The 24,675-nt window shown below is 54.9% G+C and carries 23 protein-coding genes and 5 tRNA genes; 2 read left to right on the forward strand and 26 right to left on the reverse strand.

The features are described 5' to 3' along the window. Positions 1–151 precede the first annotated feature (151 nt). The 17 genes from rplA to ACRTGH_RS11640 form a co-directional block, all read right to left on the reverse strand. Positions 152–838, reverse strand: a complete 687-nt coding sequence (gene rplA / locus ACRTGH_RS11560; protein WP_368845891.1) for a 50S ribosomal protein L1 — start codon at positions 836–838, stop codon at positions 152–154. Positions 839–893: 55 nt separating this feature from the next. Beyond that, positions 894–1,319, reverse strand: coding sequence for a 50S ribosomal protein L11 (rplK, locus tag ACRTGH_RS11565; protein ID WP_368845890.1), 426 nt, complete (start codon positions 1,317–1,319; stop codon positions 894–896). Between the two features lie 68 nt (positions 1,320–1,387). Next, on the reverse strand, positions 1,388–1,924 hold the full coding sequence (gene nusG, locus ACRTGH_RS11570) for a transcription termination/antitermination protein NusG (protein WP_368846217.1): 537 nt from the start codon (positions 1,922–1,924) through the stop codon (positions 1,388–1,390). Positions 1,925–1,939: 15 nt separating this feature from the next. After that, positions 1,940–2,164: a preprotein translocase subunit SecE gene (gene secE, locus ACRTGH_RS11575; RefSeq protein WP_438474390.1), complete on the reverse strand. Its 225-nt coding sequence runs from the start codon at positions 2,162–2,164 to the stop codon at positions 1,940–1,942. A 41-nt stretch (positions 2,165–2,205) separates the two neighbouring features. Further along, entirely contained in the window at positions 2,206–2,355 is a 150-nt protein-coding gene (gene rpmG, locus ACRTGH_RS11580; RefSeq protein WP_006192858.1) for a 50S ribosomal protein L33, read from the reverse strand. Between the two features lie 257 nt (positions 2,356–2,612). Next, positions 2,613–2,689: transfer RNA gene (locus tag ACRTGH_RS11585), tRNA-Met, on the reverse strand. Between the two features lie 12 nt (positions 2,690–2,701). Continuing rightward, a tRNA-Thr gene (locus ACRTGH_RS11590) sits at positions 2,702–2,777 on the reverse strand. 10 nt (positions 2,778–2,787) lie between these two features. Further along, a tRNA-Met gene (locus tag ACRTGH_RS11595) sits at positions 2,788–2,863 on the reverse strand. Positions 2,864–2,879: 16 nt separating this feature from the next. Further along, positions 2,880–2,965: transfer RNA gene (locus ACRTGH_RS11600), tRNA-Tyr, on the reverse strand. Between the two features lie 34 nt (positions 2,966–2,999). Further along, positions 3,000–3,075: transfer RNA gene (locus ACRTGH_RS11605), tRNA-Met, on the reverse strand. A 113-nt stretch (positions 3,076–3,188) separates the two neighbouring features. Next, on the reverse strand, positions 3,189–3,635 hold the full coding sequence (locus ACRTGH_RS11610; protein WP_438474392.1) for a UPF0158 family protein: 447 nt from the start codon (positions 3,633–3,635) through the stop codon (positions 3,189–3,191). A 38-nt stretch (positions 3,636–3,673) separates the two neighbouring features. Next, on the reverse strand, positions 3,674–4,561 hold the full coding sequence (locus tag ACRTGH_RS11615) for a prephenate dehydrogenase (protein WP_368845889.1): 888 nt from the start codon (positions 4,559–4,561) through the stop codon (positions 3,674–3,676). Next, positions 4,558–5,571, reverse strand: a complete 1,014-nt coding sequence (aroF, locus tag ACRTGH_RS11620; RefSeq protein WP_368845888.1) for a 3-deoxy-7-phosphoheptulonate synthase — start codon at positions 5,569–5,571, stop codon at positions 4,558–4,560. The genes ACRTGH_RS11615 and aroF overlap by 4 nt, the downstream gene beginning before the upstream one ends. Before the next feature lie 25 nt (positions 5,572–5,596). Continuing rightward, the gene (locus tag ACRTGH_RS11625; RefSeq protein ID WP_368845887.1) at positions 5,597–6,052 is read right to left on the reverse strand and encodes an N-acetyltransferase; all 456 of its coding nucleotides are present in this window, start codon (positions 6,050–6,052) and stop codon (positions 5,597–5,599) included. 105 nt (positions 6,053–6,157) lie between these two features. After that, the gene (gene nth / locus ACRTGH_RS11630; RefSeq protein WP_368845886.1) at positions 6,158–6,787 is read right to left on the reverse strand and encodes an endonuclease III; all 630 of its coding nucleotides are present in this window, start codon (positions 6,785–6,787) and stop codon (positions 6,158–6,160) included. Between the two features lie 7 nt (positions 6,788–6,794). Then, a complete protein-coding gene (locus ACRTGH_RS11635) occupies positions 6,795–8,156 on the reverse strand; it encodes a PFL family protein (RefSeq protein ID WP_368845885.1) in 1,362 nt (453 codons plus the stop codon). Positions 8,157–8,194: 38 nt separating this feature from the next. After that, positions 8,195–8,464 carry an ACT domain-containing protein gene (locus tag ACRTGH_RS11640; protein WP_368845884.1) on the reverse strand — a complete coding sequence of 90 codons (270 nt, stop codon included), beginning with the start codon at positions 8,462–8,464 and terminating at the stop codon, positions 8,195–8,197. Positions 8,465–8,648: 184 nt separating this feature from the next. On the opposite strand from ACRTGH_RS11640, the gene dat reads away from it, so the two are divergent. Both dat and ACRTGH_RS11650 read left to right on the forward strand, forming a co-directional pair. Further along, positions 8,649–9,509, forward strand: coding sequence for a D-amino-acid transaminase (dat, locus tag ACRTGH_RS11645; protein ID WP_368845883.1), 861 nt, complete (start codon positions 8,649–8,651; stop codon positions 9,507–9,509). A gap of 187 nt (positions 9,510–9,696) precedes the next feature. Further along, positions 9,697–11,091, forward strand: coding sequence for a pyruvate carboxylase subunit B (locus tag ACRTGH_RS11650; RefSeq protein WP_368845882.1), 1,395 nt, complete (start codon positions 9,697–9,699; stop codon positions 11,089–11,091). A 132-nt stretch (positions 11,092–11,223) separates the two neighbouring features. Here the strand turns inward: ACRTGH_RS11650 and ACRTGH_RS11655 are convergent, their stop codons facing one another. The 9 genes from ACRTGH_RS11655 to ACRTGH_RS11695 form a co-directional block, all read right to left on the reverse strand. Continuing rightward, positions 11,224–12,870, reverse strand: coding sequence for a nucleoside kinase (locus tag ACRTGH_RS11655; RefSeq protein ID WP_368845881.1), 1,647 nt, complete (start codon positions 12,868–12,870; stop codon positions 11,224–11,226). Positions 12,871–12,951: 81 nt separating this feature from the next. After that, a complete protein-coding gene (locus ACRTGH_RS11660; protein WP_368845880.1) occupies positions 12,952–13,947 on the reverse strand; it encodes an inorganic phosphate transporter in 996 nt (331 codons plus the stop codon). After that, positions 13,940–14,566: a DUF47 domain-containing protein gene (locus tag ACRTGH_RS11665; protein WP_368845879.1), complete on the reverse strand. Its 627-nt coding sequence runs from the start codon at positions 14,564–14,566 to the stop codon at positions 13,940–13,942. Before ACRTGH_RS11665 ends, ACRTGH_RS11660 begins: the two co-directional genes overlap by 8 nt. A 99-nt stretch (positions 14,567–14,665) precedes the next feature. Beyond that, complete coding sequence (locus ACRTGH_RS11670; RefSeq protein ID WP_368845878.1) at positions 14,666–15,910, reverse strand: pyridoxal phosphate-dependent aminotransferase; 1,245 nt, start codon at positions 15,908–15,910, stop codon at positions 14,666–14,668. A gap of 52 nt (positions 15,911–15,962) precedes the next feature. Beyond that, positions 15,963–17,192 (reverse strand): aspartate kinase, encoded by a 1,230-nt coding sequence (locus tag ACRTGH_RS11675; RefSeq protein ID WP_368845877.1) that lies wholly within the window; start codon positions 17,190–17,192, stop codon positions 15,963–15,965. Between the two features lie 196 nt (positions 17,193–17,388). Further along, on the reverse strand, positions 17,389–20,277 hold the full coding sequence (locus ACRTGH_RS11680; protein WP_368845876.1) for an NHLP bacteriocin export ABC transporter permease/ATPase subunit: 2,889 nt from the start codon (positions 20,275–20,277) through the stop codon (positions 17,389–17,391). 34 nt (positions 20,278–20,311) lie between these two features. Then, a complete protein-coding gene (locus ACRTGH_RS11685) occupies positions 20,312–22,465 on the reverse strand; it encodes an NHLP family bacteriocin export ABC transporter peptidase/permease/ATPase subunit (protein WP_368845875.1) in 2,154 nt (717 codons plus the stop codon). A gap of 1 nt (position 22,466) precedes the next feature. Further along, positions 22,467–23,432, reverse strand: coding sequence for a hypothetical protein (locus tag ACRTGH_RS11690; RefSeq protein ID WP_368845874.1), 966 nt, complete (start codon positions 23,430–23,432; stop codon positions 22,467–22,469). Next, complete coding sequence (locus tag ACRTGH_RS11695) at positions 23,422–24,606, reverse strand: efflux RND transporter periplasmic adaptor subunit (protein WP_368845873.1); 1,185 nt, start codon at positions 24,604–24,606, stop codon at positions 23,422–23,424. Before ACRTGH_RS11695 ends, ACRTGH_RS11690 begins: the two co-directional genes overlap by 11 nt. Positions 24,607–24,675 lie beyond the last annotated feature (69 nt).

The following is a 24,675-nucleotide window of genomic DNA, read 5'->3' on the forward strand; positions in this document are numbered from 1 at the left end:
ATACTAAAAAACGGCTCCCAACTGTATGCCGGAAGCCGCATCCTTTGAAACAATGCGCCTAAGTCCGACCTCGGCGGGCGATTTTCATCGTTAGATGGCGAACCATACCTGCTGTCTACAGTCATCTATCTATGCTGTTGTATCGAACGAATTAGGCAAGCGTGCTGACCGGAACGCCAGGTCCCATCGTCGAGCTCACGGTGACGGCACGGATGTACTGTCCCTTGGCAGCAGCCGGGCGAACCCTGACAAGCGTGTCGATCAAAGCCTGATAGTTCTGTACAAGCTTTTCCACATCGAACGAGGCCTTGCCAATCGGAACATGGACATTGCCGGCCTTGTCCGTACGGTACTCAACCTTACCCGCTTTGATTTCGCTGATTGCTTTCGCGAGATCCATCGTAACGGTACCGAGTTTCGGGTTCGGCATAAGGCCGCGGGGGCCGAGCACCTTACCGAGACGGCCAACCGTCCCCATCATATCCGGCGTAGCGACAGCGACATCAAAGTCAAACCAGCCACCCTGGATTTTCGTCACGAACTCATCGGAGCCGACATAATCCGCACCGGCATCCTCTGCTTCCTTGACCTTCTCGCCTTTTGCAAAGACAAGAACCTTCTTTGCCTTGCCCGTGCCGTTCGGCAGAACCATGGCGCCGCGAACCTGCTGATCCGCATACTTCGGATCGACACCGAGACGTACATGAAGCTCGATCGTTTCATCAAATTTCGCGGTCGCCGTCTTCTTGACGACTTCCATTGCTTCCGAAACGCTGAACAGCTTGCTAGGTTCCAGGAGCTTTGCGGCCTCTTGATATTTCTTGCCGTGTTTTGCCATTCAAATTCCCCTTTCGTGGTCATAGCGGTAATTCCTCCCACGAGCATGAGCAAAATCAATCAACGATTTCAATACCCATGCTGCGAGCCGTTCCCTCGATCATGCGCGTAGCAGCCTCGAGGTCTGCCGCATTGAGATCCTGCATCTTCGTCTGTGCAATCTCCTGTGCTTTGGCACGCGGCACCTTAGCGACTTTCGTCTTATTCGGCTCGCCCGAGGCTTTGTCGATACCAGCAGCCTTCTTCAAAAGGATTGCGGCCGGCGGCGTTTTCGTGATGAACGTAAACGAACGATCTTCAAAAACCGTGATCTCAACCGGAATAACGAGACCAGCCTGCTTGGCCGTCCTCTCATTGAACTCCTTGACAAACGCCATGATATTGACGCCTGCCTGGCCGAGTGCCGGACCTACCGGGGGAGCCGGACTGGCTTTGCCGGCAACAACCTGCAGCTTTACGAGCTTTGCGACCTTCTTTGCCATACTTTTTAACACCTCCTTAAAAGGGTAGTGTTTTATATCGCTTCGTACCAAAAGGCAGAAGACGTATCCTAAATTTCCTCGACTTGGTTATAGGCCAGCTCGGCAGGAGTTTCCCGTCCAAAGATATTGACCAGCACCTTGACAACGCCCTTTTCCGGGAGCACCTCGGCCACCGTGGCGGTTTGCCCGTCAAAAGCACCCGAAACGATGCGGACGACCTGCCCCTTTTCAAGTTTGATGTTGACAACAGGCCTGGGCTCTTCCTCACCCGCAGATTTCAGGATATGCTTTACCTCAGCTTCCGAAAGCGGAATGGGTTTCGTGCCGGAACCGACAAAGCCCGTCACTCCCGGCGTATTGCGCACAACATACCAGGAACGATCGTTGACAATCATTTCAACCAAAGCATAGCCCGGGAATATCTTTTTCTTGACGGTCTTCTTCCTGCCGTCCTTTGTTTCAGTTTCTTCCTCCATTGGGACGATGACATTGAAAATATTGTCCTCCATCCCCATGGTATGGACGCGGGACTCAAGATTCGCCTTGACCTTGTTCTCATATCCGGAATAGGTATGGATTACATACCATTTCTTCTCAGACTCCATCACGCCTCCAGCCTTCTATCGCAGAATAAGTTGAAACAACCTTGCAAAAAACGTATCACATATCCAAATAAGCGCGCAGACAATCACGACCGCAATGCCCACAACGCCAGTATATGTCACCAGTTCTTTGCGGGTCGGCCATGTCACCTTCTTCATCTCCGCTTTGACCTCACCCGTAAAGCGGAAGAGGTTAAAGCCTTCCGACGAAGGCTGCGGCGCTGACGATTTTTCATCCGCCAAAGCATTCACACCCCGTATCATAACGCTGCAAGCCCTAGGAGTTATTTCGTCTCCTTATGCGGCGTGTGCTTCTTGCAGAACTTGCAATACTTATTGAACTCAAGCCGATCCGGATCATTCTTCTTGTTCTTGTTGGTCTGGTAGTTGCGGTTCTTGCAGACTGTGCAGGCCAACGTAACGGCATTGCGCATGTTTCAGCACTCCTTCCATAAAATCACTAACATACTTTATCACACTTAATGCGCAGTGTCAAGGAATCACCAGAGAAAATGAAACCGTCAGCTCTGTGCAGACTTTGCGGCTCTTTTCAGAGGATTTGTTGACGCTGGCAGGGCGAAAAAGATGCACTAAGACGGCGATGCCGAATTGATTCGTGCTTCCTAAAGCGCTCTCAAAAAAACGGCTTGCTTGCCGACATAATAAAAACCCCTATGCGGGGCTTCAAAAATGGTGGCGGCACAGAGATTTGAACTCCGGACACTGCGGGTATGAACCGCATGCTCTAGCCAACTGAGCTATGCCGCCCTATATTTATGATGGAGCTGATGACCGGGATTGAACCGGTGACCTTATCCTTACCAAGGATACGCTCTGCCGACTGAGCTACATCAGCAAACCTGCATTGGTTGCGGGAAGAGGACTCGAACCTCTGACCTTCGGGTTATGAGCCCGACGAGCTACCAACTGCTCCATCCCGCGATGAAACAAAATAAGATGGTGGGCAGGGATGGATTCGAACCATCGTAATCCGAAGATGACAGATTTACAGTCTGTTCCCTTTAACCACTCGGGCACCTACCCACTATATCAAGGCAGCCTAAGCTGTTGCCTGCATTGGTTGCGGGAAGAGGACTTGAACCTCTGACCTTCGGGTTATGAGCCCGACGAGCTACCAACTGCTCCATCCCGCGATGAATGAGCCAAGCATATGCCAAACAATATATCTCAGCTGACAAGTAATGATTATACTACAGGGAAAACTCTTTGTAAAGAGGTGCCAATAAAAAAGTTATGCCCCAGCTTCTCATTCCCTGTAAGCGATCCTATTTTCCTCACACCACTCGCGCGCAAGCACACGAAGCGAAACGGCAAGGTGCTCCTGCCACGCCTCTTCCATACGGCATTCCCGCAAAAATTTCCTGAAGCGAGTTCTGGCTGCAGAGCCATGCAGGACTTCCTGCATCTCTTTCCGAACGGGTTGCGGCGCATTGTCCGCAAAGGCCTGCATGATAGCACGAATCTCTCCTTCATATAGATCCGGCAGTGGCACATATCGCTGCCAATCATCCTCAATGGAAAGCACATGCTCCATGCACGCCTCTTCCCGTGCCGCATCCTCGCCGTCAGAGGTAGGAGAAATCTCCGGGATGTCCCCGAGAAACACGACATCCCCATTTTGCGTATCAACATAGCCCTGCAGCAAAGCCGCCTTTTCAAGCGCCGCAGCCAGCTCCTTCAAGTCGATTTCCAAACCTTCCACTCCCCTGCCGTTCATGCCGGAGCCCTGTTCTAAACGAGATCATACATCTTTTCCGTTTTGTCAAGAATGGCGTCGCGGCGTTCCTTTCCTGCCGCAAAATATCGGCGGACAGCCTCACGGTCGCCCTCCTCAATCGATTCAATGACCGTACCGAGAATTGCCTGCAAATCGCGCAAATGCCGCGTGATGGCTTCACGGTTCGTCATGCAGATATCCGCCCACATATCCGCATTGGAAGAGGCAATGCGCGTCGTATCCTTGAAGCCCCCGCCTGCAAGTTTCAGACAGGATTCCATATCGTCCCGACTCTGGCTTAAAAGCGTCACAAGCGCCGTTGCAGCCACATGCGGCACATGGCTGATGAGAGAAGCGCAGCGGTCGTGCTTTCGGATATCCAGCCGCATGAAATTCGCTCCCGTATGAGACAGGACTGCCATGAGCCTTTCATGCGCCTCAGGCGGCGCCCCCGTATCTTCGACAATAACATATGCCTTATGCCTGAAAAGATCCTTGTCGGCAGCCTCAACACCGCTCTTTTCGCGCCCTGTCATCGGATGACCAGCAATATACCAAATCCCCTCGGGTAACATCTCTTTGATATGATGCCAGAGATATGCCTTTGTGCTTCCCGCATCCGTCAGGATGGTTCCCGGCCTGAGATGCGGCAGGATTTCTTCCAGCAGCGGTACCATCTGCAGTACGGGCGTCGCCAGAAATACGATATCGGCCTCCCCCACAACCGTCTTTATATCAGAAGAGGCCCTGTCGACGGCGCCGCGCGCGACAGCGATGTCCATAGACTTTTGCGTACGGCAGAGTCCCGTGATAAAGATATCGTCGCCGAGTTTTTCCTTCAGCGCAAGGCCGAGAGATCCCCCGATCAGGCCGACGCCGATGATTGCCAGTTTTGTCCTCATGCCTCTCGCCCCATGAATCTTGCAATGCTGCGCACTTCTTCCATCGTCTTTCGGAAGTTTTCCGGAGTCAACGATTGATCGCCGTCCGAGAGAGCGATCTCAGGATGCGGATGCACCTCGATGATGAGACCATCCGCCCCGGCTGCAATCGCTGCACGGGACATCGAAGGAACCATCTGCCAACGCCCCGTGCCGTGGCTCGGATCGACGATGACAGGCAGATGCGAAAGCTCCTTGACGGCAGCAACAGCACTCAAATCCAGCGTATTTCTCGTATATGTCTCATACGTACGGATACCGCGTTCGCAGAGCACAACTTTTTCATTGCCGCCCGCCATAATATATTCAGCGGCATTGAGCCATTCACTGATCGTGGCGGAAAGACCGCGCTTCAAAAGCACAGGCACACGCGCTCTGCCAATTTCCTTGAGCAGTTGGAAGTTCTGCATATTGCGCGCCCCGATCTGAACCATATCGGCATACTTTTCGATGATCTCGACATCGTTGATATTCACGATTTCCGTCACGACCTTGAGCCCCGTTTTGTCGGCGGCCTCGCGAAGCATTTTGAGCCCGTCTTCCGCCAAGCCCTGGAAATCATACGGCGAAGTACGCGGTTTGAAGGCTCCGCCCCGCAGGAACTGCGCCCCGCAGCTTTTGACGCACTCAGCTGCTTCCATCAGCTGCCCCATGCTCTCGACAGCACAGGGTCCTGCCATGATTGTCAGATGACCCGCACCGATCTTCAGACCGCCGACATCGATGATCGTATCCTCATGTTTGAATTCGCGGCTCACAAGCTTATACTTTTCTGTAATGCGCACCGTTTTTTCCACGCCGTCAAAAGAATTCATCTGCAGTCCTGCGATGAGCTTCTTGTCGCCAATCACACCGACGATTGTGCGGTCATCTCCCGTCGAAAGGTGGTATTTAAGACCGGTTTTTGTAATTTTCTCTTCCACCCTCTCAAGATTTTCCTGTGTCGATGCCGGACTCATTACAATAATCATGGCGCAACCTCCTGCTCTTTCCTCACTAAACCTCCCGCACCATGGCAATCTCATCACAGTTCGGGAATTTCGGACAATCAATGCACTCTTTCCAAACCTTTTGCGGCAGCTCTTCCTTCGCGACGACGCGAAAGCCAAGCGTCTTGAAGAAACCTGGCTTGTACGTCAAGGTGAAAAATTGACGCACGCCCAGCGCCGCCCCTTCTTCCATGAGAAGCCGCACGATTTCCGAGCCGATGCCATGCCGCGAGAACTCGGGAGCGACGGCCATAGTCCGCACCTCCGCCATTCTGTCCCACATCATATGCAGGCCGCCCACAGCAACGATCCTGCCCGCATCATCCTCAGCCACAACCATATCGCGCAGCGTCTCGTAGAGGGTATTGCGTGAACGTGCCAACATGACGCCGCCCGCCGCATAATCGTTCACAAGATGAAAAATGCTCTCCACATCCGCGAACACGGCTTTTCTGTACTTCAAAAGATTTCCCCCATTCGGCGTCTGCGTCGCCTCGGCACAGTAAGTCTCCCCTGCACCGGACGCATCGCCGGTGTCCAGCCACTTCCCCAACCCTGCGGGCAATTGTCATTCACGGCTGGGACAGACCTCGGCGAGCGGACACTCACCGCAAAGCGGCCGCTTCGCCTTGCAGATGCGCCGCCCATGATAGATGAGCCAATGGTGCGCATCGCTCCACTTCTCACGCGGAATATTTTTCATCAGCCCCTTCTCGACCGCCAGCGGTGTTTCCCCCACAGCGAGCTTCAGGCGGTTCGCAATGCGAAAGACATGCGTGTCAACCGCAATGGCAGGGCGATGAAAGGCTACGCTCGAAACGACATTCGCTGTCTTGCGTCCGACGCCGGGCAGCTTCAGCAGCGTCTCGTAATCCTCAGGAACCTCGCCGCCGAATTCTTCGACAAGCGTGCGGCATGTCGCCATGATATTTTTTGCCTTGTTGCGAAAAAGCCCGCAGTCCTTTATCTCGTCTTCCAAGCCCGCAAGCCCAAGCGCAAGAACGGCCTCGGGTGTTGCCGCCTTCTTGAAGAGGCGTGCCGTCGTGATATTGACGCGCTTGTCCGTACACTGCGCCGAAAGAATGACAGCGACGAGCAGTTCGAAAGGATTGCTGAAAACGAGTTCGGGCTTTGCGCCGCGATACGTCTCCTCGAGAATTTCCAACTGCCTCTCGCGTATTTTTTTTGTAACGCGCATCGTTCCCTCAATTCGTCAGGCTGCGCACAGGGGCCGGGATACGTCCGCCGCGCGCGATAAACGACTCGGAGCTGAAAGCGTCGCGAACGGGCATGATGGGGCAGCGCCCAAGAAGGCCGCCCCATTCCACCTCTTCGCCGACCTTTCTTCCCGGTACCGGAATGATGCGTACCGCCGTCGTCTTATTGTTGACCATGCCGATGGCAGCCTCATCCGCGATTATGCCCGAAATCGTTGCCGCTGTCGTATCGCCCGCGACAGCAATCATATCAAGGCCGACGGAGCATACGCAGGTCATTGCCTCAAGCTTCTCGAGGGACAGGCTGCCGCGTGCCACAGCGTCAATCATGCCCGCATCCTCGCTCACAGGAATGAAGGCTCCAGAAAGCCCGCCGACATGCGAAGAAGCCATCAGCCCCCCCTTCTTCACCGCGTCATTCAGCAGGGCAAGCGCCGCCGTCGTCCCCGGCGCACCGCAGCTTTCAAGCCCCATCTCCTCAAGGATATGCGCCACACTGTCCCCCACGGCCGACGTCGGCGCCAGGGAAAGGTCGATGATGCCGAAGGGAACGCCCAGGCGCTTCGAAGCTTCACGCGCCACGAGCTGTCCGACACGCGTAATCTTGAACGCCGTGCGCTTAATCATCTCGGCAACATCGGAGAAATCTCCGCCCTTAATTTCCTCAAGAGCGTGCTTCACAACACCTGGACCGCTGACCCCGACGCTTACGACCTTATCCGCCTCGGAAACACCATGGAAAGCACCTGCCATAAAGGGATTGTCCCCCGGCGCATTGCAGAAGATGACGAGCTTCGCACAGCCGAGAGCCGCCGTATCCCGCGTTAGTTCCGCCGTTCGCTTGATGATTTCCCCCATCTCCCGCACACAGTCCATATTGATGCCCGCCTTCGTCGAACCGAGATTGACAGAGGAACAGACAAGATCCGTCGAGGCCAACGCCTGCGGTATGGAAGAAATCAGCACCTTGTCGCCGTGCGTATAGCCCTTTTCCACAAGTGCAGAAAAGCCGCCGATGAAATCTATGCCGATTTCCTTTGCCGCGCGGTCAAGCGCTTCCGCCACGGGAACAAAGGAGTCCGTCCTGCATGCATCGGCCGCAATGGCAATCGGCGTTACGGATACGCGTTTGTTGATGATGGGAATGCCATACTCCGCCTCAATGTCCTTGCCTGTCTGCACAAGAAACTCAGCCGAATTCGTAACCTTCTCGTACACATTGCGGCAGAACTGTTCGATATTCGGATGCGCACAGTCCCTAAGCGAAATCCCCATCGTAATCGTACGCACATCGAGCTTGTTCTCCGTAATCATACGGTTTGTTTCCAATATATCATCAATGGTAATCACGGCAAAGCCTCCCTTGAAGCATAAATTCCTGTAGAAAATCAGATTTTGTGCATGGCATTGAAGATGTCCTCATGCTGTGTCTTGATTTCAACACCAAGCGTTTTGCCTTTTTCCTCCAGCAGCTTCCGCACAATAGAAAGCTCGATCTTGCTTCCTTCCATATCGGCAATCATGACCATATTGAAGAAGCCGTCCATGATATTTTGGTTAATGCTCAGGATATTGACGCCGTTCTCCGCCAGGAGCGTGCTCACTGCCGCAATAATGCCCACGCTGTCCTTGCCGACAATAGTCACCACGATTTTCATTCTGCAACCCCTCATTTCTGCAGGAAGCAGCTATAAAGCCGCCTCCGCTGGATGATATTGTTTCCTCATTATATCAGCCGCCAAGGGAAAATCCAAGGGGGGGCGAGTATATCAAATTGTTTTTTCTTCCGGTTTCCTATATAATTAACAAAGGATATCCACATCTATTAAGGAGGTCTTCTTCTTGAAGGAACTCAGTTTTTCCAACGACCATTTTTTCACGCCGGGCGAAGCCCAGATCGATGTCGAGGATCGCGGCTACCAATTCGGTGACGGCATTTACGAGGTCACGCATGTCTACAATGGCCGACTTTTCGCCTTTGACCGCCACCTTGCACGCTTTCGCCGTTCCATGCGCGAAATGCACATTCCCATCACCTACATGGACGAGGAGCTTACAGCCATCCATAAGGACATCATCGAAAAAAGCGGTATAAAGAACGGCGCCATCTACTTCCAAATAACGCGCGGCACGGCTCCGCGCGCATTCACCTTCCCTGGACGCGCCACACCGCATCTTTCCATGACGATACGCGAGAGCGAACCGAACCGCGCATGGCAGGAAAAAGGCATCTCGCTCGCGCTCGTCGAGGACATCCGTTGGCTGCGCTGCGACATCAAATCCCTGAACCTGCTCGGCGCCGTATTCGCCAAAGAAAAAGCCAAGGCCGAGGGCTGTGAGGAAGCCTTGCTCTACCGTAAGGACACGGGACTTGTCACCGAAGGTGCGAGCAGCACCTTCTTCCTCGTAAAGGACGGCGTCCTCTGGACGCATCCTCTCGATCATCTCATCCTGCCCGGCGTTACGCGTGCGCTCATCATCGAGGAATGTGCCAAAGAGCTCGGCCTGGCCGTCATAGAAAAGACCTTCACGCCGGAATTTGCCCAGGGCGCGGACGAAGCTTTCGAGGCGAGTACGAGCCTTGAAATCACACCGGTCATCAAGATTGGCGACAAGAAGATCGGCTCGGGCAGCCCCGGTGAGATCACGAAAAAAATCATGGCTTCCTTTCAGAAGCTTATCCAAAAAGAATGTTTTTCCTAAAATTTCCCCTGAAACAAGACGGATAAAACACTGCTCTCGCCCCTTACGGCAAAATTTTCCGGCTATTGGAAAAAACCTGTTAAAATATCAAGTTTTCATTGACAATATCCAAATTAGTACCTATACTTGTACTTGAAGCAAATACATCAGGTTTATGGTAGTATAACCCGAAGGAGTGTGTTTTTTTATGGCAAAAAAGGTAAAAATCACAGAAACTGTACTTCGCGACGGTCACCAGTCCCTGTGTGCGACGCGCATGCATTACTCCCAGATGGAGCCGATGCTGGCAGCACTCGACAAAATCGGCTACAACTCGTTGGAAGCATGGGGCGGCGCGACCTTTGATACCTGCCTTCGTTTCCTCGATGAAGATCCGTGGGAGAGGCTCGACAAGCTCAAGGCTCGTCTCAAGACCCCGATTCAGATGCTGCTCCGCGGACAGAACCTGCTCGGCTACAACCACTATTCCGACGATGTCGTCAAGAAGTTCGTCGAGAAGGCATCCGAGCACGGCATGGGCGTGTTCCGCATCTTCGACGCGCTGAACGACGTACGCAACCTCAAGACGGCGATCAACGCCGCTCTCGGCTGCAAGGAAAAGCCGCATGTACAGGGCTGCCTCGTCTATACACTGAGCCCCTACCATACGAACGAAGTCTTCGTCGACCTTTCCAAGAAGCTGCAGGAAATGGGCTGCCATTCCGTCTGCATCAAGGATATGTCCGGCCTTTTGAAACCGTATGTCGCTGAAGACCTCGTGAAGAAGCTCAAGGCGGCGCTCGACATCCCCATCCAGCTCCATACGCACTACACGTCCGGATTCGGCAGCATGACGTACATGAAGGCAATCGAGGCAGGCGTCGACACCGTCGACTGCGCGCTCTCGCCATTCGCCCTCGATACGTCCCAGCCCTGCACGGAGACGATGGTCGCCGCTCTCGAAGGCACGCCGTTTGACACGGGTCTTGACCGTCAGGCCATGACGCCGATCGCGAAGCACTTCCTCCAGGTCAAGCAGGATCTGATCAAAGAATTCAACCTCAAGGGCTATTTCGATGTCAACCCGAACGTCATCGACTTCCAGATCCCGGGCGGCATGCTCTCGAACCTGGCGAACCAGCTCAAGGAGCAGGGCATGGAGGACAAGTTCCAGGATCTCCTCGACGAGATGCCGCGCGTGCGCGAAGATGTCGGTTATCCGCCGCTCGTCACGCCGTCCAGCCAGATCGTCGGCACGATGGCTACGTTCAACGTCATGACGGGCGAGCGCTACAAGATCGTTCCGAAGGAATTCAAAGACCTCGCTCGCGGCAAGTTTGGCAAGCCGCCGGTGGAAGTCAGCCACGAGTACCTCACGAAGACGCTCGGCATCCCCGAGAGCGAGATCATCACAGACATCGTTGCAGAAGATGCGAAGGCTCCGAAACTCGCAGACTTCGAGAAGGAAATGAAGGCAAAGGGCTTCCTCAACCCGACGGAAGAGGATATCCTCTCCTACGCGCTCTTCCCGCAGGTCGCGGAAGAGTTCTTCAAGAAGCACTACACGCCGATGAACGCTTACGATATGTCCCACAAGGCATAACGACACTAAAAAAGAACGCCCCGCATGAGGGCGTTCTTTTTTTACGGGAATTTTCGCACGACATCTTTTTCCTGCATACAGCAGTTTCCTTGTTTCCATGAGATGCCCCGCTGTTTTCATGCCAGCCTGAATTCAGCGAAAGAAAATCGACTTGCCAATAAACTCGCGCAGCAAAGAATTATTCGGTATATCATATTCATCCGTGATTTCAGCAAAACAACGGCAAAAATCCAACAAACGGTTTGCTTTCGCATATTCCGGCACATCGTGCGGCACCATTTCAAGAAGGGGCATTGCATAGCGTTTCAATACAGCGAGCTCATATATGAGAGCCGAATTGAACATCACATCGGCTTCTTCCTGGAACGGGAAAATATTTTTCTCCTCGCCCGCGCGCACATCAGGCCATTGGCGCAGTGTTTTCAATGCGTAGGCGCCGCGGAACTGATAGTCGCGCACCATGCGCCGCAAAAGACGCGCGTCTGTCGTCGGTATGCGGTTATGCGCATCTATATTGAGCTGCGTCAAGGCGCTGATATAGATCTTGTATTTCTTGCTGCGCGGCACGGACGCGGTCAACACCTCATTAAGCCCATGAATCCCTTCCAGAATCAGCGGCGTATGCGGTGCAACGGAAAGACGCTCCGTACCGGCCTCACGTTTTCCCGTAAGAAAATTATAGTGCGGCAGGATAACCTCTTCCCCATTCAGGAGACGCACGAGATGATCGTTGAAGAGTTCGACATCGAGCGCGCCGATGTTCTCGAAATCATATTCCCCCTTCTCATTGAGGGGCGTATCTTCCCAATTGCGGAAATAGTCATCGAGTGAAATGGAAATCGGCTCTATGCCGTTCACCCGCAGTTGGATGCGCAGACGCTGGGCAAACGAAGTCTTTCCTGAAGACGACGGACCGGCGATGAGCACAAGACGCAGTTCGTCAATATTCTCTGCGATATGATCGGCAATTTCGGCGATTTTTTTCTCATGCAGCGCCTCGGAGACATGGATGATATCGGCGATCTCGCCGCGCCTTATATATCGGTTGAGATCGGGCACATAATCGCAGCGCAGGATCCTCGCCCACTTCTCCGCTTCCATGAGGATTCCGCCAAACTTCGGCTGCGGCACAAATGCGGGAAGCGTCTCCGGATCGCTTGGTTCCGGCGTACGTAGGAGCACTCCTCCCGGCATAGCATCCAGTGCAAATTTGCCAAGCTTTCCTGTCTCCGGCACCATCGGGCCGAAAAGATAATCATAAAACTCACCGCAATAATAAATACTCGCTTTTTCCGAATCAAGCGCCATAACGAGGTTTGCCTTCTCAATCTGCTCCGACTTTTTGAAGAGTTGTACAACCTCCTCGCGCTGCAGCTGTTTCTTGACAATAGGACGGTTCTCGGCAACGATATCCTTCATGCGCTTTTCTATCGCCTCTGCTAGGATCGCCACGGATGATCCATGCATCTGCTGCAGAGTGCAGTAAAGCCCCTTGTGCGCGGTAAACTGCACGACGACCTCAACCTCAGGATAAAGCTCCCGTACGGCAAGAATCAAAAGAAACACAACGGAACGGCGATAGATGCGTCGGCCAAACTCGCTCCGCGTATCCACAAACTCGATCGTGCGGAACTCTCCAACCTCGGACTGCAAATCGCGCAGCACATGATCGACAAGAGCCGCCACAATCAGCGGTTCCCCCTCCCGCTGCGCCTCTTCCGCCAATTCCTCCAATGTCATATCCGGCGGAATATTCTTTGCGCCTCGCTCTATACGCATAACTTTCCCTCCCATGAACCATGAAAAAAGAAAAGGCTGAAACGATACGCCTAAAAGCGTCCGTTTTCAGCCCACGATTCCCTAAAACACCCAAAGGACAATTTGATAAGCCAAGGCTCCCATGATTGCCGTACACGGTATTGTCAACACCCAGGCTGCCAGCATCTGTTGCGCCACACCCCAGCGCACCGCACGGATACGCTTTGCCGTACCAACCCCCATGATGGAGCCGGAAACGACATGGGTCGTACTGACAGGCAAATGCAGGAGCGTCGCCGAAAAAATCACGATGGACGAATTGAGATCCGCCGCAAAGCCGCTGATGGGCTCCAACTTGAAAATCTTGCCGCCAATCGTGCGTATGATACGCCAGCCGCCAACCGCAGTACCGCAAGCCATCGCCGCCGCGCAGAGAAATTTTACATAGTCCGGGACCTCGAAGGTGGAAATATAGCCACCGGAAAGAAGCGCCAGCGTGATGATGCCCATGGACTTCTGAGCGTCGTTCGAGCCATGGGAGAAAGCCATTGCTGCCGCCGAAAGGATCTGCATTTTTTTGAACCGCCCATTCAGGACGGAAGGAGCAAACTTCCCGAAAACAATGAACAGGATGGTCATAACAATGAATCCCGTCGCTATAGCAATCACCGGCGAAGCAATCAGCGAGAGCACGATCTTCCCTATGCCCATAAAATTCAAACCGTCCGACCCTGTCGAAACGAGAACAGCGCCGATGATGCCGCCGACCATCGCATGAGAGGAGCTGCTGGGCATCGCAACATACCAAGTGAAAAGATTCCAGACGATCGAACCAACCAAGGCTGCAATGATGACGTGCTCATCAACCATCTCCGCACTCGCAACAATATCGCCGCCGATCGTCTTCGCAACCCCGGTACTGTAAATAGCTCCCACGAAATTCAGAAAGGCCGCCATGATAATGGCATTGGCCGGCTTTATGGCGCGTGTCGAAACAGATGTAGCGATAGCGTTGGCTGTATCGTGAAAGCCGTTGATAAAATCAAAAATCAAAGCCAGCACGATGACTGTCAAAATCAGAAATTGCAGCTCAGGCATATTTCATTACCACGCCGCGCACCATGTCCGCAATTTTTTCGCAATGGTCAAGCGTGTCCTCCAGATATTCCAAGAGATCCTTCCACTTGATGAGCTCGATCGGATTTTTGACATCCTCAAAAAGATTCGCGACCTCGTTGCGAAAAACACGATCGCCCTCACTCTCAAGATTGCTGATGCGATGCGTACACTTCAAAATTTCATTCTGGTTCTTCTTCACGTGCTTGAGGAGTCTGAATGCCTTCATCATTTCCTCTGTGCACTCAATGAGGAGCTTCGAGAGTGCAATCGCGCTGTCCTTCACGTCTCCAATATGGTACATGACGACACGCTGCAAGGTTCCCTGCAGGAAATCCACGCCGTCGTCGAGGCCATTGGCAAGGGCATAGATATCCTCGCGGTCAATCGGCGTAATGAACGTCTGGTTCAATTTGTCAATGATCCTGTCGTTGACCGCATCAGCCTCATGCTCCAGGTCAATGATCTCGCGCATTTTCTCCTCGGCCTTGCTGTAATCCTGCATGACCTCATCCATCATCACAGCACATTTATGGAAGTACTTAGCACTTTCGAGGAACAGGTCAAAAAACTCTGAGTCCTTGTGCTTGAAATTAAACATTTGCTGCCTCCCAGAACACGATACCTCTGCTCTTTCGTATCAACTATATCATCATTTTTCTGATAGGGCAATATCTTATTGGGAAATAGGTGCAAATGCTTATTTTTCCACAGCATCCCAGGCCTTCTTGACCTTAGCGGCAAGCCCCTTGATCTTCGGCGTCGCTACGCCGCACACGGCAATCCTCACGCCGCGTTTCAAAGGTACGGCAAAAACAAGATCCTCATGCAGCTTTTCTGCTACAGCCTTCGGATCCTTTGCCGGCACGGCGAGGAAAAAACCCGCCTTGTAAGGCAGCGCCTTGAGCCCGCACGCATCTGCCTCCTGCATGAAAAGAGCGCCGCGCGAACGCACGATCTGGTAAAGCGCCTCACGCTCCTTCTCGTACTGCGCGAGAAGAGCTGCATCCTGCTGAATCGTTGCGAGAAGCGCCATCGCACCACGGTTGATGTTCGACCATGTAGCGCGGCTCGAGAATTTGTTGATATCGGCAAACTCATCCATCACGGCACGGCTCGCCGAAAGCCCGACAATAGCGCCTGTGCGCTGTCCATAGAATGTATATGCCTTGGACATGCTGAAGGCGAACATAACGAAAATATTCTCCGGAAGATCCGCAAACTTTTCCATGAAGCCGCGCGTTTCCTCCTTCGTACCGCTATACTCAATGTAGGCGATATCCACGAGGATACTGATGCGCTTGCCCGCTTTTGCCTGTTCCCGCACAGCAGCAAGCACCGCATCCCAATCCTCGTCCGATAGGGAATACCCCGTCGGATTATGTGCCGGCGTATTGATGATCACAAGAAGCGACTCCTGACGCTGCAAAAGATCGTCCACCTTGCGGGCAAACGCCTCCGCATTGAAACACAACGCGTCGTCGAAAAGCGGATACGTCTCCAGGCGGCGTCCGATATTCTGGCAAAGAGCATTATAGGGACCCCAAAACCAATCGGAAGTGAGTACGGCATCGCCGACCTCCGAATAATTCTCTATGGCATGATGCACTGCACCCGTACCGCCCGACGTTGCCACAGCCTCGACATAGCCTGCAGGACGATGCCCCGCAAAAACAATTTCCTTCACGCTGTCAAGATAGGACGGCAAGCCTGCGACTGGCGCATAGGATATAACCTCATTCATCGGCAGACTACGAAACACCTTTTCCACCGTAGGCAGACAAGCGATTTTTTCCTCCTCGTCAAAGATGGCGCCGAGCGTAGCGTTTGTAACCTTCGCCGCCCCATGCTCCTTAATCGCTGCCTGCGCCGCGCCGCTGGCGGCGAAAATCACGTCGTTGAGAACTTTGTTTTCTGTATGCGATGCTGCCATTTTTGTGCTCATTTAATAGGACCTCCCAATTGCCTCAGCACATTAAAACCTGAAACCTTAAACATCAGGCGCGTGGAAAAAATTCATCATGAATGGCATTTGCCGCCTCTTCCAGTTTGTCCTTCCGAATGAGGCAGGAAATACTGATCTCGGATGTGCTGATGATATCGATGTTCACATTCGCACGCTCCAGTGCGCCGAACATCCGGGCGGCGATGCCGGGATTGCCGAGCATACCGACGCCGACGACAGAAACCTTTGCAACGTTCTCCTCCACGAGAACCGATATGGCATTAAGCTTCTTTGCAACCCCGTCGACAATCTCACGCGCCGTTTCCAGATCCTCGACAGCGACGGTGAATACCATGTCCGTCACATTGCGCTCGATGTTCCGCACACTCTGCACGATCATATCTACGCTCACATTGGCGTCAGCAAGCGCGGAAAAGAGAGAGTGTGCGACCCCCGGCTGGTTCGGTACGCCCATGACAGCGAGCTTTGCCACCTTGTCGTCGTGCGCCAGTCCCCTGATTACAAAATCCTTCTCTTCCATTGTATAAGCCTCCCTGATCATCGTGCCGGTTTTCTCTGTAAACGTCGAGCGTACATGAATGGGGATGCCGAAGTGCTTGCCCATCTCCACGGAGCGCGGCTGCATGACGCCTGCACCGAGGCGCGCCATCTCCAGCATCTCATCGTAAGTGATCTCCTGCATCTTGCGCGCACCCTTGACAAGGCGCGGATCGGCGGAATAAATGCCGTCCACGTCAGTGAAAATCTCGCAGCTGTCGGCTTTTAATGCGCCTGCAAGAGCCACCGCCGACGTATCCGAGCCGCCGCGTCCAAGCGTAACGGGATCGCCCAAAGAGTCGGCCCCCTGGAAACCCGCGACGACGACGATGTTGCCCTCGTCCAAAGCTTCCCTGACGCGATGCGGTTCAATTCCCACAATGCGCCCCTTCGTATGCACGGAATTCGTTCCCATTCCGACCATCGCGCCGGTCAGGGAAACCGCCTTGTGTCCCATCGAACAGAACGCCATAGCCAGAAGTGCAATGGATACCTGCTCGCCTGTCGTCAACAGCATGTCCATCTCACGCGCATAATGGTACGGATTTTTGTCTATGCCGCGCGCCAGCTCGATGAGGTCATCGGTGGTGTCCCCCATGGCGGAAACGACGACGACGACCGCATCGCCCGGCTGCATGCCATCGAGAACACGCCGCGCCACCGCTTTGATTTTCTCCGTAGTGGCAACCGAACTGCCACCAAACTTCTTTACGATCAGAGCCATAACTTCCTCCTAGATTGCCCGCCGGCAAAAGAACAGCGCGAGCAAAAAACGTCCTTTGAGAGTGGTCATTCGTTACAAAATACTCCAAAACATGATTGACCGCCTTATATTATACAAAAATTTCATGTCCACGTCTACAATAAACAAAAAAATACAAAGGAGGCACAGTCTTACTGCGCTCAATCGCATGGCTCCGCTATAGCTGCTGCCGCTCGGCAAGCTGGAAAAACAAGCCTTTCATCGCCATCAACTCTTCGTAGCTTCCCTCCTCCGCAATCACGCCGCGTTCCAGCACGAGAATCCGATCGGCGTGACGGATGGTCGAGAGACGATGCGCTACGAGGATGCGTGTCGCCTTCATATCCGCAAGTGTCTTAGTGACAACAGCCTGCGTTTCATTGTCCAGAGAGCTCGTTGCCTCGTCAAAAACGACGATACGAGGCCGCTGTACGAGCGAGCGTGCGATGAGGAGACGCTGGCGCTGTCCGCCGGAAAAGACCGTGCCGCCGTCATTGACGAGCGTATGCATGCCCATCGGCATCTCCTTGATGTCCTCGGCAAGTCCGACGAGGCGCACGGCCTCCCATGCGTCGTCGATCGTCAGCGGCAAAGAACCGACAATATTGGAAAAAATTGTGCCCGGGAGCAGCTGGCCGTTCTGCATGACGACACCGATCTGCCGGCGCACCGACGCCACATCGAGGTCGCGCATCGCCAGCCCATCGTAAGCGACGGAGCCTTTCTGCGGCTGCTCCATGCCGAGAAGCAGCCGCAGGAGCGTAGACTTGCCGCTGCCGGAACTGCCTACGATGGCAAGGAACGTTCCCGGCTTTATGGAGAACGAGACATCTTGCAGCACCCAGGGCGCATCGGAGTGGTAACGGAAAGCGAGCGAATCGACGGAGATCTCTCCACTAAGCTCACCTGCCGTCATCCTGTCTTGCGTCGCCTCGCTCTTTTCCTTCAGGATGGGACGCACGCGCTCAAGCATCGGCATGACGCGCCAGAGTGAGACGCCGCCTTGGAAAAGCCCCATCAATGAGGATCCGAAACCTCCCATCGCCGCATAGAAGCTCAGAAAATCCGCTTCATTCAAGAAGAACTGCCCTATCTCCTTTTCCTGATCGAACATCGTCATGGCGAAGTAAAAGATGACGAAATTCAGCACCAGTGTCTGCCCCTGGGAAAGGAGCTCGAGATGATTTCCCTGCCTGCGCGCATCCCTGTTCCAGCGCCACGCCTCACCGAAGCGGTGCGCCCAGAGATAGAAGGCGCGTTCTTCCGCAGCACGCAGCTTAAACTTGCTCAACCCCGCCAGAAGCTGCAGGACGAGTCCCGATACACGCCCCGAGGCCTCCGCCCTGCGCCGCTCGTTCTTCACCTGCCGATAGGAAAAGAGGAGCGACAAGAGGCTGAAGCACAGCCAGACAAGCCCGGCGAGCAGCGCCATCTTGTAGCTGTAATAAAACATGACGAGAAGATTCCAGAAGCAGAAAATTCCATTGAAGACGCCTGCGGCCGCCGCTGTGGAAAACTGTGCGGAAATCTGCTGCAGGCCCTGCATGCGCAGGGCAAGATCCCCCACTTGAAAGCGGCGAAAAAAAGCAGCGGGAAGCGACAGAAGCTTGAGCCAGAGCGCCGCTTCCGCCGGTACTCGCATATGATTCTTGAGCCGCATGACGGTGAGACCGCGCACAAGCTGCAAGAGTGCGCCCGCCACGCTCGTGACGAGCATGACTTGCACGACAACGAGATGCGCTTGCTTGTCGAAGCTCGGTATGATGTCCTCAAAAACAGTCTGCGTGACAAGAGGCGTGACGACAGGGATGAAGCCCGCAAAGAGACAACAGAACAAGATCGTCCAAAAATCTTTGCGCCAGCAAAAACGCATCGTCCAACGCAGCCATGAACCAAGCGTGTCGCTTCCCTCCGGAATCATCGGATAGAAGCAATACGCCTCGCCTTGCAGCTCGCCCGCTACTTCGGGCGTAATCTCCACGCGCTTGCCCCGCTCCATGTCGACGTATTCATAGCGCTTCGGACTTACAGGGAGCGCCGCAAGAGGCTCACTCCCACGATGGACGAGCAGCGGGCCGAGATCTTTTTCATACCAATCCCCAGCAAGCTCCACCCGCCGCCCATGAAGCCCGCTGCTCAAAGCAATCAAGCGGAGAACTTCATGCATGTTCGCAGGTTTCTGCGCTTCAGCGGGAAGGCGCACACGGCTTCTTTCCATGCCGTAGAAGGAGGCGATCTCCCGCACCGCATGAACGACAGCGGGCTGCTCCCCTGCTTCGGCACGATGGACGAAAGGAAACTTGGGCAGAAGCCCGGACAAGAGTTCACGGCACGAGTTGTCCAAGATCCGTTCCCTCTGCGCTGCACTCTCCTTCAGCCGCTCCTTTTGCGATCTTTCCTGCGCCGCAAAAAATGCTTCGTACGCCTTAGAAAAGCGGCGGTATTCCAAGGCATAAGCAGCGTGCAGCAAAGCGAAACCCGCCTTCTGCAGCACATCTGTCGTACGGTGAAGCACAACCTCAGCATCCTCGACAAGAAGTACAGGAGCCTTCGCATGAAGCAGCACAATGCCGTACCCCTCGACCAAACGCTCCTGCTGCTCTGCAGCGAGTCCTTCCGCGGACACAGAAAGCCAGGCGAGTTCATCACGCGGCGGCATGACCCATGTGCCTCTCTTGAGCATTTCCGGCTTACCATAGGCGGGCACATGAAAAAGACGAGGCAGAAGTACGCGCTTCGGACGGCAAAGAGGCAGAGAAAGAAGGGACTCCCAACGCTCTGCCATCTTTTCCCTCTCTCCTTCATCCGCAAGGGAGGACGCCTCCCATGTTCTGCAAACAAGCTTCAACGGAGAGGTCGCTATGGCGAGCAGGCGCAGTTTCCCGCCGCTTCCTGCGGGCGGGGATGCGAAGCAGCTGCCGGCGGCAGCCGTGCCAAGAAAATGGCGGCTGCCGCCGGATGACGCCCTGCCGCCCATGGCGTAAAGTTCCGCCTCGCCTTCCGTCACCTCATAGATCCGGCTTTCCTCTTCCAGCCAGATCCATTCGCCCTGCCGTACACTCTGCATCGCCTTATCCCCCCGTTCTTCCTGCCCTTCATCATCATTCCTGCACCAGCTGACTGTAGTAGCCGCCGCTCTCCAGCAGCTCTTCGTGGGTGCCGCGCTGCACCACGCGCCCCTTCTTGAGCACAATGATCTCATCGCAGTCACGGATGGTCGAGAGACGATGAGCAACGATGAAGCAAGCGCAGCCCCTGCGCCGGATGTTCTTCATGATTTCCCGCTCTGTGACGGGATCGAGCGCACTCGTCGCCTCGTCGAGCACAAGAAGCGACGGGTTCGACGCAAGGGCGCGCGCGATTTCCAAACGCTGCTTCTGTCCTCCGCTGAAATTGCAGCCACCCTCTGCGACCGGGGCGTCATAACCCGAAGCGCGGCGTGATATATCCTCGTCAATCATGGCATCCTTCGCCGCCTGCACGATGTCCTGACGTGAAACCATCGGATTGAAGAGCGCGATGTTCTCGGCAATCGTCCCTTCGAGCAGGAAGATTTCCTGCTCGACGACGGCGACGGACTGCGCCTTGACATCAGGCGGCACCTCACGCGCCGGAATGCCATCGAACAGGATCTCCCCCGACCAAGGCTCGTACAACCCTGCCACCAAACGTGCAAGCGTCGATTTGCCACTGCCCGAGCGGCCGACGATCGCCACGCGATGCCCCGGCTCCAACACGAGGTTCAATCGCTTGATAAGCGGTCTCTCACCGTGCGCATAACCGAAGTTGACCTCCTTGAGCTCAAGTCTGCCCGAAAGCTTGGCAGCGCCTGCCGCCAGCGCCCCCGGCACAAACTCTTTATCCTCGGGAGCGGGATAGCGCCAGACGTCGCGTACTTTCATCATCTGCGACTGGGCAAGTTGGATGCCCTGCGACATGTTGACAATGTTCCCTACAGGCTCCTGGAAGCTGCCCATAAGGCTCTGAAAAGCGATGAAGATACCAATCGACATCAATCCATCCATGATGGAAAAACCGCCGACCGCCATGATCAGAGCCGTATTCAGCCCTGCGAGCAATGCGGGTACAAAGGATATGTACTGACTGTAATATTCTTGCTCCTGCACCATGGAAAGATATCCGGCGTTAGCGTTCGCCCATTGCGCGAAAAAATCATCCTCGTTGCCATTCGCCTTCAAGGTTTCCAGGCCCATGAGTCCGGCGACACAGACGCCATACATGCGCCCCGCCTCCTGCTGCAGCTTCATCTGCTGCTCCAAGAGCCAACGGCAGCTCATGTACGCAACCGATAGATTGACTGCGGTGAAGGCAGCGCCGATCATGGTCAGTTTCGGACTGTAAAGCCAGAGCAACCACAAATAAAAAGCCGCCAAGAATACATCCAGAACAGCGGTGGCGAGCTTTCCCGTCACGAAGGCTGCGATGGTCTCATGCAGCTGCACACGTGCGGCGATCTCCCCCGGCGAACGCGTCTGGAAAAAGCTTGTCGGCAAATGGAGCACATGGAAAAAGAAAGCTGCCGATTCCCGCACCGTCATCTCTCCCTGCCAGCGCAAAAGGCAGGAGGAACGCAGGAACACGAGCGTCGAGCGCAGCACCAGCCCCAGTCCCAGAGCCAGCAGGACATCGAAGAGCCACTCCCGATGCTTGTAGGACACGACGTCATCGAAGAACACCTGGGAAACGACAGGAAGCGCAAGATTCACCAAGGCCAGGGAGATCTCCACGCCGAGAAGAAAGAGCACAGCTCGCCTGTCCTTGAGGAGGTTCACTGCCAGCTCCTTCCATACGCCGTCGCGCTTTCCCGACGGTGCGAAATCCTTCCCCGGCCGCAGGATGAGCGCGATGCCTGTAAACATGCCCTCGAATTCCTCCCACGACACCGTCCTATGCCCGACAGCCGGATCGTTGAGATAGACCTCCTCCTTTTTTTCATCATACCCTTCGAAAACAAGGAAATGCGCGAAGCCCCAATGCAGGATGAACGGAGGCTGCTGCTGCGCCGCCTCCTTCGCCGAGTAGGTATAGCCGGCTCCCTCAAGCCCCAGGCGCTCTGCCGCATCCAAGACATTTACGGCATTGCTGCCGTTGCGGTTCACATTGCAAAGCTCCCGCAGCTGTTCAAGCGGCAGGAACTTGCGATAATAGCCCAAAATGATGCCAAGTGACGCCGCACCGCATTCGACAGCTTCCATCTGCAGGACGATCGGCGTCCTGACCCGTGCTCTTCCCATCTCAATCACTCCTGAGCCATTGGCCCAGCTTGTTGAAAGCCTTCACCAACGGAGCTTCACGATTTACGATCGCCGTCGCTGTACAGGTCATTCCCTGCTTGATGACCACCGCATCCTCCGGCCCCGCCAGGGTCGTCCAAAGATAACCGGACGAAGTGGTCTCATCGCGGATCAACGCGACCTGCACTTCCATGATGGCGCCGCCCGCCTGTTTCACGATCCAGCCAGCCAGTTCCTCATTGCCCGTCCAATAAACGATGCGGTCACTGGAAACGGGGAATTCCGACACCCGCGTCACGCGCCCGACAAGCGCACCGTAAAGCGATGCGTCGACAGCCCCGGGAGAAACCTGCACCACAGTCCCGGGCCTGATCTTGTCCCCCATGAGCGCCGGCACATAGAGCACCGCCATCAATTCATTTTCCCCGCCCCCGGCGCAGAGATCGTAGAGCGGCACACCTGTCGCCACGATATCGCCCACACGATGGCGCTGGCTCGTCACGACTCCGTCGCAAGGGCTCAGGACCTCGCTGCTCTCATGCAGAAGCTCCTTCGTCGAAGAGAGCTGCGCCGTGCGCGTGCGCATGTCGGCCTGACTGTCGGCATTCTTCGCCTGCATGGCTTCCAGATAAAGCTGCTGTTCCATCTGCGTCTGCTCCAACGTCGCGACCCTCTGTCCCTTCATCACATAGTCGCCCTCGGCAACCTCCATCGACACGATGCGGCCTCCGGCAAGCGGCGTGATGTTCGTCGCCCCCATGCCGTTCACGAGGATGCCGTAGCCGCTGACCTTGTCCGCCATGACACCGAAGACCGACCAGAGCGCGACGGAAAAGATCGTGAGCAGGATCGCCGCGAGCACGATCCAGCCCGACGCCGATGTAATGGAAAGGATCTGCCCCGAGCGAGCCGGGCGGCGCAGCCGCTCCAACGCCTTTTCTTGAAATATCTGCCGTTCACCCGCCATCTTCCTGAACCTCCACCTTCCTGCCCAAGGCATCGGCGCCCACGGCCGCCGTAATGACGAGATCCCCCGGGGCAAGGCCGTCTTCCACCTCGACGAAATCATCATCGACGAGACCTATGCGTATCTCCTTCACCTTCAGGCACTCATCCGCATCCATGCAGTAGACATAGGGTCCAACATCCGGTGAATCCTTATGCACCGCCTTCTTCGGAATGGCAAGCGCCTCCGTTGTATTGCGTGCGATGATCTTCACTTTGTTGTAATAGGTGGGATCGATATATCCCGCCTCATTGTCGATTTCCAGGAGCAATTCATGAACATCCGCCTCAACACTCGGATCGGGCTGGATGCTCGCAATGCGCACGGGAAATTCGTTCGGCTTCAAAGCGGATTCCTCACGGCTGCCCGAAATCGGATAGACCTTGTGGAGCAGGCTGTGCAGCGGGATCTCCAGCAGGAAAGCCTCGCCATGCTTAAGAAGCTCCCGCACATTCTTGTGCGCCATGAAGACCGAGCCATGCAGGATACTCGTATCAGCCAGGAGGAGCAAGCTTTCTCCCGGGCGTATATAGTCCCCGCTGCGGCGTGAGATATGTATGACCAGTGCATCCTGCGGCGCACGCACGACCATCTTGTCGAGCGAAACACGCACCATGTCGCGCTGCGCCACACGATTCGCCAGCTGCGCCTTGGAAGCATCACGTTTCGCGGCGGCATTCTCATACTCTTGACGCGACGTGGCGTCCTGCTCCAACAAAAGTTCATACCTCCGGGCAACGCGCTCATCATAGGCGAGCATCGCACGCGCTTCTTCAATCGAGGCTTCTGCAGAAGCAAGCTGTGCATGAAGTGCAGGATTGGAAATAGTTGCGAGCACCGTGCCAGCTTTCACATGATCGCCTTCCTTGACGAACAGCGTCTCCACGACGCCCTCATACTGCGCATTCACATCCACCGTCCAGGCGGGCCGCGTTGTCAAACCGACGTCATCGAGCGCGACATGCATCTGTCGATAAGAGGCGCGCACCGCAGGCAGCAAGAGGCGCTGCGCATCCTCCATCTTCTCGATATGGCGTCTGCCGGCCGCATTGATGAAGACGCCATATCCCACCATCAATAGCACGAAAGCGATGACGATTCCCATCATGACTTTCAGATATCTATGTTCGTCCATCTGCCACCTCCGTCATCCTGTACCCTCCCCGCGCATGGCGCCTCACCCATAGATTTATCGACAAATCGG

It is taken from the genome of Selenomonas oralis (genome assembly GCF_051603425.1).
GTDB classification, from domain to species: Bacteria; Bacillota; Negativicutes; order Selenomonadales; family Selenomonadaceae; genus Selenomonas; species Selenomonas sputigena_A.

Bases quoted from the DNA above. Each gene is read 5' to 3' on its own strand.
- aroF (WP_368845888.1), bottom strand. From the start codon at position 5,571: ATGATTATTGTAATGAGTCCGGCATCGACACAGGAAAATCTTGAGAGG.
- ACRTGH_RS11655 (WP_368845881.1), bottom strand. From the start codon at position 12,870: ATGCGTATAGAGCGAGGCGCAAAGAATATTCCGCCGGATATGACATTG.
- ACRTGH_RS11695 (WP_368845873.1), bottom strand. From the start codon at position 24,606: ATGGACGAACATAGATATCTGAAAGTCATGATGGGAATCGTCATCGCT.
- nth (WP_368845886.1), bottom strand. From the start codon at position 6,787: ATGCGCGTTACAAAAAAAATACGCGAGAGGCAGTTGGAAATTCTCGAG.
- ACRTGH_RS11675 (WP_368845877.1), bottom strand. From the start codon at position 17,192: ATGGCTCTGATCGTAAAGAAGTTTGGTGGCAGTTCGGTTGCCACTACG.
- ACRTGH_RS11690 (WP_368845874.1), bottom strand. From the start codon at position 23,432: ATGGCGGGTGAACGGCAGATATTTCAAGAAAAGGCGTTGGAGCGGCTG.
- ACRTGH_RS11680 (WP_368845876.1), bottom strand. From the start codon at position 20,277: ATGCAGAGTGTACGGCAGGGCGAATGGATCTGGCTGGAAGAGGAAAGC.
- ACRTGH_RS11685 (WP_368845875.1), bottom strand. From the start codon at position 22,465: ATGGGAAGAGCACGGGTCAGGACGCCGATCGTCCTGCAGATGGAAGCT.
- ACRTGH_RS11665 (WP_368845879.1), bottom strand. From the start codon at position 14,566: ATGTTTAATTTCAAGCACAAGGACTCAGAGTTTTTTGACCTGTTCCTC.
- ACRTGH_RS11650 (WP_368845882.1), top strand. From the start codon at position 9,697: ATGGCAAAAAAGGTAAAAATCACAGAAACTGTACTTCGCGACGGTCAC.
- nusG (WP_368846217.1), bottom strand. From the start codon at position 1,924: ATGGAGTCTGAGAAGAAATGGTATGTAATCCATACCTATTCCGGATAT.
- rplK (WP_368845890.1), bottom strand. From the start codon at position 1,319: ATGGCAAAGAAGGTCGCAAAGCTCGTAAAGCTGCAGGTTGTTGCCGGC.
- rplA (WP_368845891.1), bottom strand. From the start codon at position 838: ATGGCAAAACACGGCAAGAAATATCAAGAGGCCGCAAAGCTCCTGGAA.
- ACRTGH_RS11660 (WP_368845880.1), bottom strand. From the start codon at position 13,947: ATGCCTGAGCTGCAATTTCTGATTTTGACAGTCATCGTGCTGGCTTTG.
- rpmG (WP_006192858.1), bottom strand. From the start codon at position 2,355: ATGCGCAATGCCGTTACGTTGGCCTGCACAGTCTGCAAGAACCGCAAC.
- ACRTGH_RS11670 (WP_368845878.1), bottom strand. From the start codon at position 15,910: ATGAGCACAAAAATGGCAGCATCGCATACAGAAAACAAAGTTCTCAAC.
- ACRTGH_RS11615 (WP_368845889.1), bottom strand. From the start codon at position 4,561: ATGAGGACAAAACTGGCAATCATCGGCGTCGGCCTGATCGGGGGATCT.
- ACRTGH_RS11640 (WP_368845884.1), bottom strand. From the start codon at position 8,464: ATGAAAATCGTGGTGACTATTGTCGGCAAGGACAGCGTGGGCATTATT.